The sequence below is a fragment of the Singulisphaera sp. GP187 genome, assembly GCF_900129635.1.
In the GTDB taxonomy this organism is placed as follows: domain Bacteria; phylum Planctomycetota; class Planctomycetia; order Isosphaerales; family Isosphaeraceae; genus Singulisphaera.
Genome location: NZ_FSRB01000003.1, coordinates 418,457 through 434,388, shown reverse-complemented (window position 1 = coordinate 434,388; position 15,932 = coordinate 418,457). Strand labels below are relative to the sequence as shown.

At 63.6% G+C, this 15,932-nt stretch carries 14 protein-coding genes; 6 read left to right on the top strand and 8 right to left on the bottom strand.

The annotated features are described in order from the left end of the window. The first annotated feature begins 854 nt into the window (after positions 1 to 854). Positions 855 to 1,100 (top strand): hypothetical protein, encoded by a 246-nt coding sequence (locus BUS42_RS45795; RefSeq protein WP_254054073.1) that lies wholly within the window; start codon positions 855 to 857, stop codon positions 1,098 to 1,100. A gap of 208 nt (positions 1,101 to 1,308) precedes the next feature. Here the strand turns inward: BUS42_RS45795 and BUS42_RS37780 are convergent, their stop codons facing one another. The 7 genes from BUS42_RS37780 to amrB all read right to left on the bottom strand — a co-directional run bounded on the left by BUS42_RS37780 (position 1,309) and on the right by amrB (position 8,700). After that, positions 1,309 to 1,515 (bottom strand): hypothetical protein, encoded by a 207-nt coding sequence (locus tag BUS42_RS37780; protein WP_074316426.1) that lies wholly within the window; start codon positions 1,513 to 1,515, stop codon positions 1,309 to 1,311. A 96-nt stretch (positions 1,516 to 1,611) separates the two neighbouring features. Then, positions 1,612 to 2,997: a serine/threonine-protein kinase gene (locus tag BUS42_RS37775; protein ID WP_074316424.1), complete on the bottom strand. Its 1,386-nt coding sequence runs from the start codon at positions 2,995 to 2,997 to the stop codon at positions 1,612 to 1,614. Between the two features lie 120 nt (positions 2,998 to 3,117). Continuing rightward, entirely contained in the window at positions 3,118 to 4,065 is a 948-nt protein-coding gene (locus tag BUS42_RS37770) for a PP2C family protein-serine/threonine phosphatase (RefSeq protein ID WP_074316421.1), read from the bottom strand. A 118-nt stretch (positions 4,066 to 4,183) separates the two neighbouring features. Further along, positions 4,184 to 4,930, bottom strand: a complete 747-nt coding sequence (locus BUS42_RS37765) for a PIG-L family deacetylase (RefSeq protein ID WP_074316418.1) — start codon at positions 4,928 to 4,930, stop codon at positions 4,184 to 4,186. A gap of 115 nt (positions 4,931 to 5,045) precedes the next feature. After that, the gene (cbiE, locus tag BUS42_RS37760; RefSeq protein WP_074316415.1) at positions 5,046 to 6,320 is read right to left on the bottom strand and encodes a precorrin-6y C5,15-methyltransferase (decarboxylating) subunit CbiE; all 1,275 of its coding nucleotides are present in this window, start codon (positions 6,318 to 6,320) and stop codon (positions 5,046 to 5,048) included. 156 nt (positions 6,321 to 6,476) lie between these two features. Further along, positions 6,477 to 7,430: an alpha/beta fold hydrolase gene (locus BUS42_RS37755; protein ID WP_074316413.1), complete on the bottom strand. Its 954-nt coding sequence runs from the start codon at positions 7,428 to 7,430 to the stop codon at positions 6,477 to 6,479. Further along, positions 7,423 to 8,700 carry an AmmeMemoRadiSam system protein B gene (gene amrB, locus BUS42_RS37750; protein ID WP_074317516.1) on the bottom strand — a complete coding sequence of 426 codons (1,278 nt, stop codon included), beginning with the start codon at positions 8,698 to 8,700 and terminating at the stop codon, positions 7,423 to 7,425. Before amrB ends, BUS42_RS37755 begins: the two co-directional genes overlap by 8 nt. 573 nt (positions 8,701 to 9,273) lie before the next feature. On the opposite strand from amrB, the gene BUS42_RS37740 reads away from it, so the two are divergent. The 4 genes from BUS42_RS37740 to floA all read left to right on the top strand — a co-directional run bounded on the left by BUS42_RS37740 (position 9,274) and on the right by floA (position 14,676). Further along, positions 9,274 to 10,182: an outer-membrane lipoprotein carrier protein LolA gene (locus tag BUS42_RS37740; RefSeq protein WP_074316408.1), complete on the top strand. Its 909-nt coding sequence runs from the start codon at positions 9,274 to 9,276 to the stop codon at positions 10,180 to 10,182. Between the two features lie 375 nt (positions 10,183 to 10,557). Next, the gene (locus tag BUS42_RS37735) at positions 10,558 to 12,765 is read left to right on the top strand and encodes an NfeD family protein (RefSeq protein WP_074316406.1); all 2,208 of its coding nucleotides are present in this window, start codon (positions 10,558 to 10,560) and stop codon (positions 12,763 to 12,765) included. A 163-nt stretch (positions 12,766 to 12,928) separates the two neighbouring features. Continuing rightward, entirely contained in the window at positions 12,929 to 13,477 is a 549-nt protein-coding gene (locus BUS42_RS37730; RefSeq protein ID WP_074316404.1) for an NfeD family protein, read from the top strand. Between the two features lie 167 nt (positions 13,478 to 13,644). Then, entirely contained in the window at positions 13,645 to 14,676 is a 1,032-nt protein-coding gene (floA, locus tag BUS42_RS37725) for a flotillin-like protein FloA (protein ID WP_015244973.1), read from the top strand. 81 nt (positions 14,677 to 14,757) lie between these two features. Here the strand turns inward: floA and BUS42_RS37720 are convergent, their stop codons facing one another. After that, a complete protein-coding gene (locus BUS42_RS37720; RefSeq protein WP_074316402.1) occupies positions 14,758 to 15,030 on the bottom strand; it encodes a hypothetical protein in 273 nt (90 codons plus the stop codon). A 94-nt stretch (positions 15,031 to 15,124) separates the two neighbouring features. Between BUS42_RS37720 and BUS42_RS37715 the strand changes: the two genes are divergently transcribed. Beyond that, positions 15,125 to 15,445: a hypothetical protein gene (locus BUS42_RS37715; RefSeq protein WP_074316400.1), complete on the top strand. Its 321-nt coding sequence runs from the start codon at positions 15,125 to 15,127 to the stop codon at positions 15,443 to 15,445. Positions 15,446 to 15,932: the final 487 nt, after the last annotated feature.

Genomic DNA, 15,932 nt, shown 5'->3' with positions numbered 1-15,932 from the left:
TCGTTAACTGTTTCCGTGAAAGAACTCCGTCCCGCCCCGAATGATGGGTGTTGTCACGGAGTTAAACGCTCAAGTTTAGCTTGGGGTGGAGCCCAGTGTCTAAACCAAAAAACGGCGATCCTTGGCTACACTCCCATCAGACCGTCGTGGCGCGGATCCCCCGATACACCGCTCCCGGAGTACGTGCGTGGACAGGCTCAGGGGAGCGATCCGCTACCGGTGGCCGCCGTGGAGCGGGCTTTGGCTCGTCACGAGCGTGCTGGCCAGATGCTTCAGAAGTGGCTGGACGCGGCGGCGGGAAAAGAGCCCCATTGATGCCGGTGGGATGTTTCAACCGACGGAACCGGCCTTGGTCATCGGGAAGGGAACCGGCCATCGCCCATTACGTCCGTCGGAGCGATCTGCTACGCTTCTCTCGCCTAAAGGCTTCGGTGAGAACGTAGGACATCCGTCATGAGGCTCCCCCGGATCCGTATCCAGTGGTTCATGGTTGCCGTCATCTTCCTCGCCATCTTATCTATGGTCTGTGCCGGTCGTAGTGCCCGACGGCGTGCGGCGTTGGAAGCTCTGTCAAACCAGAAGCGCAGAGTACGGGCCGAGGCCCAGGCGCTTCGCAAATTCGCTGCAATCGTGCCGTTGAAGTGGAACAGACGATGGATACCTGCCAAGAGCCCCGATCCCGCTGCGTCCCCCGGCTTGACCCCGGACTTTCCTGGTATCAGGACTTCCCCTGCGGCAGGAAGGCTACCACCTGGCACCGCGGGCGTCCCATGTGCCGGGGCTGCCGCTCCGAGGCCCTGAGAGCCGAAGCCTGGCACCGGCGTGCAACCGAGGGAGGCGTACTCGGGAGGTTGGTGAACGCCGCGCCAAACCTCGTTATCTGGGGCTTCTTCCTCCTCAGCGGCATCGTGTGCCGCGATCTGCTTTGGGAATCCCTGCATTCCGAGCAAGGGCAGCTTTACGCGTGGTTCGTCTTCGTCGCGGTCGTGTGGGGAACCATCCGGGCAGCTGATCACTGGCTGGTGCGAGCCTGGAGGCGACGGAGGAAGGGGGAGAAGGACGGTCATGGCGAAACCGGCCAAGAGGTGACTCTGGAGTGAGCCTGCCCAACGGCCTGAGCCTCAACGTGCGAGACGGTGGCCAGTCACCTAAAGTGGGTAAAGCGGGGAACCTGGAATATCCAACAAATTAGAAAATGGTGAGATTTGGCGGCGTAGTGGACAGAAGCCGACCGGCCTCGGTCTCTTCTGTTCGGCTCGTGAGACAAGATGGGTCTAAACAAATGTACCCAAATTGAAAAAAAGGGGGTCAGGACCAGCGGGTGGCCGCCTCATCATCGGTCAGCGCGCGGTCGATGAGTCCTCGAAGAATCTGAGCCACGCTCTGGTGGCGTCGCTTGGAGAGTTCAACCAGCGCGTCGGCTTGATTTGCCGGCAACAGTAAGCCGATCTCGACCACTCCCCCCTGAGGCAGCGTGCTGGTTTTGCTTGCATTTAAGCCGTGAAAAGCAGCCATTTGTGGAAGTCCCCCACCCCAAATCCCAAGCGAAGTGCTTGTGTTGCTGGCGTGCGTCCACTGAGTGAAGCAAACGCTGGGCCAATGCCTGAAAATTCAACGGAGGAGCGTGATTCCCAGGATGGCGAGCACCCCGATCACGACCGCGATCGCGACGAAGTGGACCAGCCAACGAGACTCATCAGGCGGGATTCGACTTGCGGGGGCGTAGGCCTGGTTCGCGGCGACCCGCCGTTCCCGTTCCCCCGGGAGCAGGACGACCGCAGGGACGGGAGAGGGTGGAGGGCGGTGCATGGGCGCAAAGGCCGGCTCAGCCTCGCCTAGGTCGCGGAGCGAAAAGGGCTGGGAGCTCTGGGAATCGTCGACGGTGAGGAGTCGTAGGTCCTCGTCTTCCAGCTCGGGGGGAGGCGGACGGAACGCGCGGGCCGATTCCGCCTCGGCGCCGAGGATTGACCGGACCTTCTCGGGGTCGGTCCAGCGCGCGAGGTCGGAGCTCAGCTCCGCGCAGGTCTGGTAGCGGTCGTCGGGAGACTTGGCCATGAGCTTGCGGACGATGGCCGCGAATGCGGCCGGGACGCCGCGTGCCACCCGCTCCAAGGGCTCCGGATCTTCCATCCGTTGCTTGAAGATCTTGTTGACGACGTCGCCGCCTTCGAAGGGAGCCCGGCCCGAGAGGGTGAAATAGAGGGTGCAGCCCAGGCTGTAGAGGTCGCTCCGGCGGTCGGCCTGCGCGGCGTTGCCGAGTTGCTCGGGGCTGGCGTAGTCGAGCGTGCCGATCACGACGTTCGGGCGCGTGAGCGGGCTCTCCTCGTTGATGGCCTTGGCCAGACCGAGGTCGAGGATCCGGGCATCGCCGTCGGGAGTCACCATGATGTTCGACGGCTTGATATCGCGATGAATCAGGCCGGAGTTGTGGGCGGCCTCGAGTCCGTCGAGCACCTTGAGGAAGAATCGCGCGGTGTCGGGGACGCGGAGCGGGCCGCCGCTCTTTCCTTTGACCGTATGGTAAAGGCTGTCGCCCGGGATGTATTCGAGGACCATGAAGTGGACGTCCCCCTCGCTGCCGACGTCGAGGGTGCGTGCCAGGTTGGGGTGATTGGCCCGGCGCGAGAGTTCCATCTCGCGGCGGAATCGGAGTAAGGCCTGTCCCTCCTCGGCGGCCTTCTTGGGGGGAAGCACCTTGATGGCCACCCGCTGGCTCTTCCCCTCGCGGGCGGCGAGAAAGACCTTCCCCATCCCCCCTTCACCGATCGGCCGCAGGATCCGGTAGCCACCGAGAAAAAAACCGCGAGTGGCTCCGGCGAGCACCTTTCTGGCCTGGTACGGGGTCAGGACGTTGAGCTGAATCAGGAGCTTGGCGAGTCGGACCGCCGCGTCCGCGGTCGGCTCGCTCGGAAGGCTGGAGCGAGCTCGTTCCAGGTCGCTCGGAGGCACCAAGCCGCTCCTGGCCAGGTTCGCCAGGAAGTCTTCAAGCCGCGGCATGATGTTCAGACCCCTGGGTTGGGATGGTCCCCTCATGCCGGCGCCAGGGCCGGTGCGGATCACGACGATCGCTAAGCTTCGGTGTGGTGAGGGAATGGACCGGGACGACGAATGCCATCGTTACACGTTGGCGCGTGCGGCCTCGTTCACCACGTGGATGACCAAACTGGTGATATTGTCCTTCGAGTCGTTGGCCAGAGCCTGGTCGATCAGGATTCGCGCGGCTTTCTGCGGGTCGTCGCACGACTGGAGCACGCGAGCCAATTCCTCATCCTGAACCACCCCCGTCAGGCCGTCGGTCGCGAGCAGAAATCGGTCGCCCGGCTGGACGTCGAGGACTCGGACTTCTTCGGGCCCCCCTCGGGCGTCTTTGCTGCCGAGGTAGAGGTAGAGCACGTTCTTGAACTTATGATTGGCGACTTCTTCCTTGGTGATCGTGCCCGCGCGGCTCAGGGCGTCGGCCAGGGAATGGTCTTCGGTGAGTTGTTCGAACTGGCCGCTCCGCAGCCGGTACGCCCTCGAGTCGCCAATGCCGGCGACGAACACACGGTCGTGACGGAAGAGGGCGAGGACGACGGTCGTCCCCATGTTCGAGAACTCGGCCACGGCCCCCGAGCAGCCGAGGATCTCCTGGTTGGCGTCGGCCACCGAATCTCGAATCAGCCCCTGGACCACTTTGGGGTCCGACTCCTCCGATCCGAGCCGTCGTGAGACGGCGCGGGGGATGAGCTCGACGGCCATCTTGCTCGCCTGCTCGCCCGCCTGCTGCCCCCCCATGCCGTCCGCGACGATGAACAGCACGTTGGACGCGGGATCGAGTGACGACAAGACCGTCTCGCCGCTCCCTTCCGGGGGTGACGGAGCATCAAACCGGACCGACTTACGGCCGGGAACGAAGTAGTTGTCTTCGTTGTGCTCGCGGTAGCGGCCTACCGTGGAAACCACCCCGACGAGGAGCTTGAGGCCACTGGAACGGACGGTCAGCGGCGAGGACATGGGGAGGTCGGCGGTGGCCTCCGGGTCGTTCTGGGCACGAGTTTCCGAAGACTTCCCCGTGAAGTCGTTCATCAGTTTCCTCAGCCATGAAAGGAACCGCGAATACCAACTCACCTCAACCGCCTTCTTTCACCGAGCAAACGAGCGCATCGTGTCTGGATCGGAGCCCACTGTTTCGACTTCGGCGGTTCTACGATCGGGCGTGGGTCGGACTGGCCCAGCGCATCAGGTCGTCGATCCCCACCGAGCGATAAGTCATGAACAGCTCTCCCGCCTCGAAACCGGCCGTCAACCCGTGGTAGCGGTTCATCGTTTCGACGGCACCGAAGATCCCCGCCTTATTTGCGGGAAACTGGGTGGCATAAGCGCGAACCGCCTCGATCTTCACGTCCAAGGTGCTGCCAATATCGGCCACTATGTATCCCGAGGCTTCGGGTAAGTCTAACCCGTGGATCGCGATCGGGAAGCTCAACTGATTCGAGATCGTGTGCACCGGCAGACCGTCGAAATGTTCGTCCCATTTCGTGAGGCGGCTGTAGAAGACGGCCGCGTCGGTGATCAGCATGGCCTGGTAATGGTCGGGCGAGGCCAGCACGGTCTTGCCGCCGAAGCCGAGCACCACCTTGGGCCGGTATTTTCGGAACACCTTGGCCAGGGCCACCCGTGACTCGAAGTTATCGAAGAGCCGACGGTTGGGCAGGTTCAGGTTGATTCGGACCTGGACGCCGAGAATTTTGGCAGCCCGCTCGGCTTCGGCGAGTCGGATGTCAGGGCCGGCAGAAAGCGGGGTCGGCTCGCCGTCCGTGAGGTCGACGATCCCGACGTTGTACCCCTTCCGAACCAGGCGTGCCAACGTCCCACCGCATGCGATCTCGACATCGTCGGGGTGTGCGCCGACAGCGATCAGATCCAACTCCGTGTCGACGGCCTCGGCCATGCTGCCCGTTCCTCGTGCGGCCGCGCTTCGGTAGCGACCATGGTTATGTCCCTTTTCACCAGTATACCTGCCGCCCTTGGCTTCTCACAACCGAGGGATCGGAATCGCCAAAGTTTCAGTCGCTCCCGTCGTGCGTCTTGGTGACGGCGAGGAGAAACGTGGGGTTGATCGCCTCGAAGCGCACGCGGTCCATCTGCTCGATCCCGCGTGCGATCGAGATGTTCCAGACCTGGACTTCCGGGGTCAATTGTTTGAGCGTCTCGAGCGCGGTGGCCAGCCCATCGATCGTGACGACGTTGACGGCCATTCGTCCCCCCGGGCAAAGCCGCGCGTAGGCCGACCGGAGGACCAGCACAACCTGTCGGCCGGTGCCGCCGACGAAAATGGCGTCGGGATCGGGGAGGCTCGCGAGCACTTCCGGAGCGCGTCCCTGGACCGGCCGCACGTTGGGGACCCCGAACGACTCGGCATTGGCCTCGATCAAGGCCACGTCGGCCGGCTCGGGCTCGACCGCGTAGACCATCCCTTGGTAGGCCAGCTGGGCCGCCTCGATGGCCACCGAGCCGGAACCGGCGCCGATGTCCCAGACCACGCTGGTCGGCCGGATATCGAGTTGAGCCAGGGCGATCGACCGGACCTCGGATTGCGTGATCAGGCCGCGCTTGGGGAGCGTCTGGGCGAACACGTCATCGGCGTTGCCGAACAGGCGGTGGCGGCCCGCGCGGTTGGCCTGGTCGGGACGATTCGGCTTCCGGATCAGGATCAGAACGTTGAGCGGGTCAAAGTCCATGCTGGCCAGGTCGGACAGCTCCGCCTGGGTCACTCGCTCGTCGGGCGAGCCGAGGTTTTCGCAGACGTAGGCCCGGAAGTAGTCGATCCCACGATCGAGAAGCGCCCGGGCCAGCCGGTTCGGCGGGTGCTCGTCGCTCGAGAAGAGGCCGACTTTCTCGGCCGTCCGGATCCGATCGACGATGGCCTCGAGCGGTCGGCCGGCAAGGCTGGTCAGGTAGGCGTCCTCCCAGCTCTCCTTGACCCGCGCGAAGGCGAGCTGCATGCTGCTGACGTGGGGAATGACCTCGAACTGATCCTTGCCCAGGCGATCGCACAAGTATCGCGCCACGCCATAGAAGAGCGGATCGCCACCGCTCACCAGCACGGCGCGTTGCGACGCGAGCGCCTCGCGCACTTGCCGGAGCGCCGCGGGCATGTCGGGTTCGAGCGCTTCTTTCCGGCCGCTCAGCCCGTCGAGGAGCACGAGCATCGCCGGAGCGCCCAGGATCACCTCGGCCTCGGCCACGATCCGCCGCGCCGACTCGGTCATCCCGGCCAGGCCGTCGTCGCCGATCCCCACAATCACCAATTTCGAGCGCGATTCGGCCAAGGTGGACATCCTCACTGAAGGTTGCGGCGATTCGCGACGGACGCCACGCCGCCGAGCGAGTCTGATTGTAAACCGGAGAGACTTGTCAGGATAGATCGAGCCACGATCCGCGTCCGGAGCCACGAAACCAATGGCGAGCGATCGCGGCCCGATCGAGGCCGAGTCTCACGCTCCCGCGGCCGGCCTGGGCTCGTTAGGGCATCCTTCGGGGGCGCAAGGCAGCAGCCAGTCGGCGGTCACCTGCGCCAGCGCTTCGGCGTGGGTGTAGTGCGGTTGGTGGCCGACCAGGGGCATGATCACCCCCTCGGCGGCCGGCAAGGCGGCGTTCAGTTCGTCGAAGTAGCGGCGCACCACGATTCGGTCCTCGTTGCCCTGAAGCAAAAGGACCGGGTTGCGAATCTCGGGAAGGATCGGCCGGAGGTCGAGCCGCGCGACCAGGTCGAGTCGATGGGCCAGCGCGGCAATCGGAGTCAGACCGTTTTGCTCGAGATAGTAGGGCCAGCGGTCTTCAATAATCGAAGGGAAGTGGCTCTTGCTGTTGTAGGCGAGCACTTGCTCGCGCCAGGGCAGCCGCGCGCTCTGTCCCGGCAGGTGGCGACCGAGCGAGAGCGCCAGCCGCTCGGCCCGACTGAAGCGACGGTGCGCGAACGCCCCCTGGACGACCGCCTTGGGGAATCGTCTGGGCTCGCGGTAGAGCGCCCGGAACACGACCGTGGAACCGAACGACAAGCCCGTCAAGAAGGCGCGGCCGATATTGAGGTGCTCGATCAGACCGAAGAGGTCGTCGACGAGGTGGTCGTGGGTGATCCGCCCCAGCTTGGCCCCGTCGTCGGGGTGGTCCCCCGGGTAGTCGAAAATCACTGTCCGGAACTGGCTCGAAAGCCGGTTGAGCATCAGCGCATAACCGCGATAGGTTGCGGCGATGCCGGGGACGAGGATTAAAGGGGGACCCTGGCCGAGCACCCGATAGCGCAGTCGGTAGCGCGGGCCGTTCCAGATCGCGTGTTCGGCCAGCCGGTCGTAGGTGGCAACTTCCGCCCGAAAATCGGCCGGTGCCGGGCAAGGCGGCCGGGGCGAGCTTTCGGGCGACTCGACGACCGGAGCGGGGCTGTCAGGCACAGGTTCGGACCTCGGCTGAAGGGCTGGGCTCGTCATGGGCGTCAAACGCAAGGCTGGCGAAACTGACGCAACAGGTGCGTCCCTCATCGACGGCCTGGTCGTATTTGAGGAGCGTGCCTCGCGCCGGTCCCATCGCGTGGAGCATGGTGTAGGCCGCGGCCAGTCCGCAGACCCGCCAGCGATTGCCGATCTCGGCGGCCGTCCCGAACCAGCCCGCCGGATCACGCGCGACTGCGCGATCGAGCATCGACGTGTCGAACGAGCGCACCTCGGCAAGGATTTCGGGGTCGAGCAGATCGGGGTCGCCGAACTCAGGCCCGACGTGGCAAAGGTCGATCCCGCCGATGTACGCGACCTTCCTGCCGTGGGCCGCTTCCGCGGCACGAAGGGATTCGACGAACCGCCGCACGTCGTCGGATTCGATCGGGTCGGTCCCCGCGTCCATCAAGTCGTGGAACGAGCCGACCAGGATCGGCACGATCGAGAAGTCGCGGATGCCCCCCAGGAGGTACTGGAGAAAGACCACCTGGAACTCGATCGAATGCTCGGTCCGATGCGAGAGTTCGTCCTCGAACAGGTCGTGCCCGGCCAGTGCGGCGATTCGATCGACATAATCGCCGTTGGTCCGGACGCGGCCGAGCGGCGTTTCAAAGTCCTTGCGGGTCAATGCGAATCGATTGCGGCAATATTGGTGGGCGACGCCCAGGATGACGAACGTGTCGGCGTCGGAGCGTTCGACCAGCTCCTTGTAAGACCAGGTATAGACCGGACCGCCGCGCTGAAAGTCGATATGCGGACTGAGCACGCCGCGAAGCCGGGACGGAATGGTCGGCGTCTGGAGTTGTGGCACGCCCGAGCCGTCGGCATGGCAGAAAAAGCGTGCGAGCTGCGCTCGCAACGCGCGCTCGGTTCCCGCGTACGATCGTCCGGCCATAGCCGCCGGCCGCACCGGCGCGCGGCGGTACGACTCGTGGTAGGCGGCGAACGTCGGACCGTCGAGGACCATGGCGCGATCAAGCTGGTCGACCAATTCCTCGAGCTGCGCCAGGGTGATCAGTTGGCCGGTCTCGCGGAGCACTCGGGCCTGAATCTCGCTCAGTAAGGTTTCACCATCGAAGTGGCGGACCACCCACTGATAGCCGTCGATCGGAATCAAGACGGGTTCGAGAAACACACCGAGCGGGTCGGCGATCGCCGCGTAGGTTTGCCCCTGGTGCTCGAAGCGTTGGGCAGAGAGGGGCCGGAGCTTGGGTCGGTCGAGGGACGCCATCGTGACGTTCCTGGGGCTCACAAGGCCGTGGATCCAGCGATGCCGTCCCTCGTCCACGATGGGCGCGGGAACGGCGTCTCGATCATTCTCCGGCCGGAACCCGGAATCGTCAAGCGACTCGACGCGGACCCCGTGGTGGCAGGCCGATCAAGGGCAAGGGCCAGGCGGGGGGAGCAATCTCACGAATCGGTTCCAGGCTCATCGAAGGCTCCTGATTTTTTTTGAGATCGACGGCTCTCCCGTCGGATCGATGATGTCACGGATCGAGTGAAACGCCTCGGATTGACTTTGATCCGCAAATCGCGTTCCGCGGCGCATTTGAAAGCTGACGCGTTTCGACCGAAGCGGTCGGGTCTCGGTGATCACGAGCGGGAGGGTGGGGGCTGACCGCCGGAATTCTGGCATGAGTGCCCGATTTCACGGCGGACGAGGCGACGGGATCCGGCTTGAAGGGGTGTCGCAAGGGCTGGTCTGGCGGGGTTCGTCGATCTCTGATAGGTTTGCCGCGCCGGTGTCGAGCGCACTCCGGCGAAAACAAGAGGTTAAGGCCAGTCCCACGGAGGAGGGTTGCCCATGCGATGGTCCATAAGGATGGTCTTGTCTCTGGCCGTGGTGTGCTGGGCGATATCGGCAAGCCCGACATTGGCGCAGCAACCACCCGCGCGGGCCGCGGCCCCACCCACAACCAAGGCCGCGGCACCAGCCGCCGCCAAGGCCGCGGCACCCGTGATCGACCCGGACGGGGCGCAGATGCGATTGCTCCTCAACAAGTGGGCGAAGCAGAGCACCCAACTTCGGAGCCTGGACGTCAATATTCGCCGGGTCGACAAGTCCGCCAAGTGGGACGACGAAGAATACGAGGGGCGGGCCATGTTCAAGAGCCCAAACCAGGCTTGGCTCGACTTCCAGAAGGTGGTCGTCTCGGAGGGGAAGCCGAAGAAACTCGTCCCGCATGAGCGGATCATTTGCACGGGCAAGGAAGTCTGGCAATATCGCAGCGATACCCATCAGGTTTTCGTTCACGAACTCGGAGTGCAACAACGTCAACGCGCCCTCCAAGAAGGGCCGCTGCCGTTCCTGTTTAATTTCCAGGCGGACGATGCGCGCAATCGCTATCAGATGAAACTGCAGACGGAAGATGCGAAATCCTACGTCATTTACGTCTTGCCACAACTCCCGATCGATAAGGAATGCTTCAGCGCCGCCTGGGTCGAGCTCGACAAGACGATGCTCTTGCCGACCCAGATCGTGTTGGTCGATCCTGAGAAGAAGGGCAAGAAGTTTTTCGTGATCTCCGGCATCAAGCCGAACGCGCCCGTTATGGCGGCGAACTTCCAGGGCCAGAAGCTCGGGCCCCCCTGGAAGATCATGTACAACAAGGAAGAGGCTCAGGCGGCGCCGACCCCTGCTCAGGTGCCGCGAACCGGCGATACCCGCCAGGTCCCGCAACGTCGCGGCCCGGTGGGTGGAAACGTTCGCTGATTGCCGGACGATCGGCGGCGACGAATCAGCAGTGGGCGTGAGGGCGAGGCCATGGTGCCTCGCCTTTCGTTTTATTGGGGTCGATCCACCAGGGTGAGGGCAAGTGGTCTCGGTGGCGTGAGTTTTCCCGGATTGGGCGCGATTGTCGAGTTGGCTCCTCCGGGGAACGACCGTAAGTTTGACGGTGATTTTTCAGAGGCATATAATCGGTTGGAGGTGGCCGGTCTTTCCGACCGTCCTCGTCCTTCCTCTGCACCGCCAAGACCGGGCGGGAGAGGGCGGTTGCTTGAGCCGGAACCCTATCACCCCGGTGTTCCGGGGAGTTCGGTCGCGAGGTGGATGCCCCGGCTGATTCTCGGAGGGAGTCCGACTTCCATGATTTGCCCGCGTGGTTCAGGTCGTTGTCTGCTCTCCTGGGCGTTCTTCCTGACGGTTCTGACCTTGGTTCTCGGCGGACTTGTCCAGGCCCAACCTCCCGGCGTGCCCGACGATTCCAATCCCGGCCAGTTTTTCACGATCACCGAGCCGATCACCAACGCGACGCTCGAGCAGGTCCGCGCGGCGACCCGGCAATTCGTCGATCGCAGCGCGGGGGTCGTGCACGGCAAGTCACCGGTGCTCGTGTTTGAGTTTCGGCCCGGTGAAACGGCTCCGGGACGCAGCGAGTTCGGGATTTCGTACGACCTCGCCTATTACATGATGAAGAATCTGGGCGGGGCCAAGACCACGGTGGCCTATATCCCCGAACCTTTGAAGGGGTACGCCGTTCTCGCCGCCTTGGCCTGCGATGAGATCGTCATGGGGTCGCAGGCCACGCTCGGGCCAATTACCCCCGAGGACGAAGCCCCGCGCCGGGATATCATCGGGAGCATCCGGGCCCTTGCCGACACCAAGGTCCGCGATCACGACCTCCTGCTCGGCATGGTCGACCGCACTGCCGATCTCCGCGCGATCCGGACTACGGATAAGCAGATTCACTATGTGATGGCTGACAACCTGCCTGAGTTCAAGAAAACGCATCAGGTGCTCGAGGACCTGCCTGCCTGGGAAGGGGGCCAACGCGGCGTCATCACCGCGCAACGCGCCCGTGAGGAGGGGTTCTCCAAGTTGACGGCCGACAACCCGATCGAGATCGCGAAGATCTATAAGATCTCGGGCCGCTCCACGGCCGACGACCCGACGCTGGGGCAAGTGCTGCGGCCGGTCCGGATCAAGATCGAGGGGCCACTCGACATCGTCAAAAAGTCGTACCTGACCCGGCGGATCGAACAGGCTCGGCAAGAGAAGGTGAACCTCGTCTTCTTCGAGTTCAACAGCGAAGGGGGCATCGACATGCCCGCCGACGCCATTGCGGACATGATCGCCGGGATCAAGGACATGAAGACCGTCGCGTTCATCAACGATCGCGCGATCGGGGTATCGGTCTTGGCGGCACTTGCCTGCAATGAGATCGTCTTCAAAAAAGGGGCGGAGATGGGTGACGTCCGCCAACTCGTGGTCGGTCGTGGCCAAGTCGTCCTCTTGAATGACGGGCAAATCAAGGCCATCGCCAATCGAGCCGCCAACCTCGCCGAGCAGAAGGGCCATCCCGTCGCCGTCGCTCGTGCCATGGTCGATCCCGACGTGGAGGTCATCGAGGCGACCGACACCAAGACCGGGGCCGTGACCCAGGTGGTGGCGGCCGACATCCAGGCCGACCCGGCGCGTTATGTGAACCCGCGCGTGCGGAAGAGCCGTGGCGACGTCCTGACGGTGACGGCCGATGACGCGATTTCGTATGGCCTCGGGCAAGTGGTCAACGAGCCGGAAGATTTCCTGGCCTTGTATGGGCTTCGTGGGAAATTGATCCGAGTCGACGGGCCAACATGGGTCGATACGTTGGTGACGGTCTTGACCGACCCGATCGTGAGCTGGATCCTCTTGTTCGTCGGCCTGTTCATGCTGGTTTTAGAGTTGAAGCTCCCTGGGATTGGCCTCCCGGCGATCACGTCGGCCTTGGCCTTCCTGCTCTTTTTCTGGAGCCATTACCTCAGCGGAACCGCCGACCAGCTCGAAATTATCCTGTTCCTCGTCGGGCTCGTCTGCCTGGCACTCGAGCTGTTCGTCTTCCCCGGCTTCGGCGTCTTCGGGATGAGCGGGGTCTTGCTGATCCTGACCAGCATCGTGATGGCCAGTCACACGTTTGTGTGGCCCACGCAAGAATATGAGTATCGCGAGCTTGCTTATACGCTGATCCAAATCACCGTGGCCATGGTGGCGGTCGGCGCCGGAGCCGTGGTGATCGCCCGCTACTTCCCGTCACTCCCCCTTTTCAATCGGCTGGTCCTCAAGCCTGAACCTTGGACCGGGACCGGCCTCGATGATGCGATCGTCAAGCCCTCGCTCGAAGGCTACGAATCGCTCGCGTTTCTGATCGGCGAGTCCGGTCGGACGACGACCATGCTCCGCCCGTCCGGGAAGGCTCGGTTCGGCGACCTGCTCCTCGACGTGACCGCCGACGGCTATTTCATCGAGCCGGACAGCCTCGTCGAAGTGATCGACGTCCACGGGACTCGGGTGACCGTCAAACGACTGGGCGCTTGAACCCGGACGATCGGACGACAAATCGCCAATGTTCCGGAAGAGAATTAGCTTTCGGTCCTCCGAGTGATTTAAACTAGGGAAGGGGCGTAGACTCATCGAGTCACGATGGCTCGTCCAACTTGACGGAATGTCTCCCAATCCCCCCGGCGAAAGTGTGGGAGTCATGAGCACGCTGGCTTGGCCGCTTCTTCTGCTTGCGTTTGGTCTGATCTTGTTGATTGCCGAAATCTTCATTCCTTCGGGCGGGATCATCGGGCTGCTGGCATTGTGCTGCATGGCCTTGAGTCTCTGGAGGGCGTTCGAACAGTCGACCGACCTGGGATTGCTGTTCCTGCTGGCCGATTTCCTACTGATGCCCATGGCGGTCGTCTTGGGAGTCTACCTGTGGCCGCGCACTCCGCTGGCTAAGCGTGTCCTCCTGAAGCCCCCCGCTCCTGAAGAGATTGAGGCGTCGCACTCGAGCCAAAGGCTGGATCACTTGATCGGTCAGTTGGGTCGCGCCTTGACCCCGTTGCGACTGTCGGGCATGGTCGACTTCGACGGTCGCCGGCTTGACGGAATGTCGGAAGAGGGACTGATCCCCGCGGGGGCCTTGATCCGGGCCGTTCGGGTTCGAGGCGGCCAACTCATCGTGCGGACCGCCCACGACCCAACCTTGGAAGAGGCCCTGGCCCGACCTGATCCCACACCCGAACCGGCTGACCTGTGTTGATTGAATTCGTGCGATGCGGCCTGTCGTGGCAACAATGGTTTCGTGAACCGGCGACGAATCGCACTCCGCCACTCCCGGCTTCGACGCTCAACGACGGCCCGACAACGGCCGTTTATACGAGAGGACTCCGAATGAGCTTCACCCTGTTGGCGCAAGGACCAGCACCGATGTCTGCCTGGTCGACTTACGTCGTGCTCGGGATCATCGCAATCGCGATGTTCTCACTCGTGGCATGTATCTTTTTCGCGAAATATTTCAACCTCTGGATTCAGGCGAAGATGACCGGCGCCAACGTCGGGATCCTCGAACTGGTCGGGATGTCGTTCCGTAAAGTGAACCCCAACATCATCGTTCGCTCGAAGATCATGGCCTATCAGGCGGGTCTTGCCGAGAAGGATGGGGTGACCACCCAGAGCCTCGAGGCCCATTACCTGGCCGGTGGCAATGTGCCGAACGTCGTGCGCGCCTTGATCGCCGCCAACCGAGCGGATATCCCCCTCTCCTACAAACGCGCTGCCGCGATCGACCTGGCCGGCCGTAACGTGCTCGAGGCCGTGCAGACGAGCGTCAATCCCAAGGTCATCCCCTGCCCCGACCCGTCGCAGGGCCGGCTCACGATCGACGGCGTGGCCAAGAACGGCATTCAACTCAAAGTGAAGGCCAAGGTGACCGTCCGGACCAACATCGACCGGCTGGTCGGCGGTGCCACCGATGAGACGATCATCGCTCGGGTCGGCGAGGGGATCGTCAACGCGATCGGCTCGGCTGACACTCATAACCAGGTTTTGGAGAAGCCGGACTCGATCTCGAAACGGGTGCTCGAGAAAGGCCTCGACGCTGGCACCGCCTACGAGATCCTCTCGATCGACATCGCCGACATCGACGTGGGAGACAATATCGGAGCCAATCTCCAGGCGCTCCAGGCCGAAGCCGACACCCGGGTGGCTCGCGCCAAGGCCGAGGAACGACGCGCGTTCGCCGTGGCTTCCGAGCAGGAAATGATCGCGCAGGTCCAGTCCAACCGCGCCAAGGTCGTTCTCGCCGAGGCCGAGGTGCCGCTGGCCATCGCCGAGGCGTTCCGTCAGGGAAACCTCGGAGTCACCGACTATTACCACCTGCGCAACATTCAGGCCGACACCGAGATGCGGTCCGCCATCGGCGGCACCGGTAACTCGCGGCGTGAAGTCACCAGCGGCTGATCGCGACGGCTTCGACCAGAGCCGACGACGGTGACCCAAGAGATTGGAGGATAAGTCGGTGGGAAATGGTGTCAATCTCTTTCAATTCGTGGTCCCTTTGACCTTCCTGGCAATCTGGGCGCTGACCTCTCTGATCAACAGGGAGGCGCAGCCGTTGCCGCCACGGACTGGTCGTCCTCCAGGCCCGCCCGGGCCGAGGCCACCGGGGTCGGGCTCAGGGGGACCGCCGTCGTTGGCTCGCCTGCCGGAACGTCGGGCGGAACCGTTCGCACGCGAGACGTCGGGAAGCGCATCGACCTTGGCGAGCCAGGGGCGTCGACCCCCGACGAAGCCCGATGATGAAATTCTCATCATTGATGCGGAACCACGTCGCTCGCCTTCGTCGCCTGGCACGCGACCCCAGCCGGGGCCGGGGTCGCGACGAGCTCCTCGGCCACGAGCCGCTTCGGTGACGCCGGCCAAGCGACAGGAGTTGGTGACCCCACGCGCCCTGAGTGCGTCGATGACCCCAGAACCGACCGGGCAACTGACCCGGCAAATGGGGCTTACGCCGCTCACAAAGATGGTGGTGCCACTGTCGACTCCGGTAAGCCAGGAGGTGGCTGCGACGCCGCATTCCCCCGCCAAGTCGGCCGTCCTGGCCGCCCTCTCAAGTGAAGAGATCATGGTGCTTCTGAGCTCACCGGCCAAGCTCCGCGAGGCCATTATCCTCAACGAACTGCTCCAGCCGCCGCTCGCCCTTCGCGGAAAGCGATCGCGCCTCTATTGACCTCGAGGGCGCCGCTTCGTGACGAAGCGGCGCCCCGACGTTCTCTCCCTCCCCTCCCCTCCCCTCCCCTCCCCTGCAATCGCACGCGACATTCCTACTGCCCTCCTTGGCCGCGAACCAGTGGACCCTGAAATCGTCCCCTCGTTCGTCTCGGCTGTGCACTGCATGTTACGAGCCGGCGGCGGCGCAATCGGCACAACGGGCTGGAGCGGCATGACGGGTGGACTCGCCATCGTTTCGCCCAGGTTCACTCCGTCTTAAATTACTGGCGACCCCTCTCATTGGCTGGACCGGAACTTCCCGAGAGTTCGCCCGGATGCAAAGCCTGTGGGCGCTCGTTTCGATCAAGTCAGTGCGGAGAGGGGCCGATGTAAAAACGGGAATCAAGCAGATCCCTTGCCTGCCAATGGTTTGGCCCGCTGGTCACATTTCGGGTGGCATCTCCACGGATGGATTGCGTCGCATTCATTGACGCATTTGTGGCTCC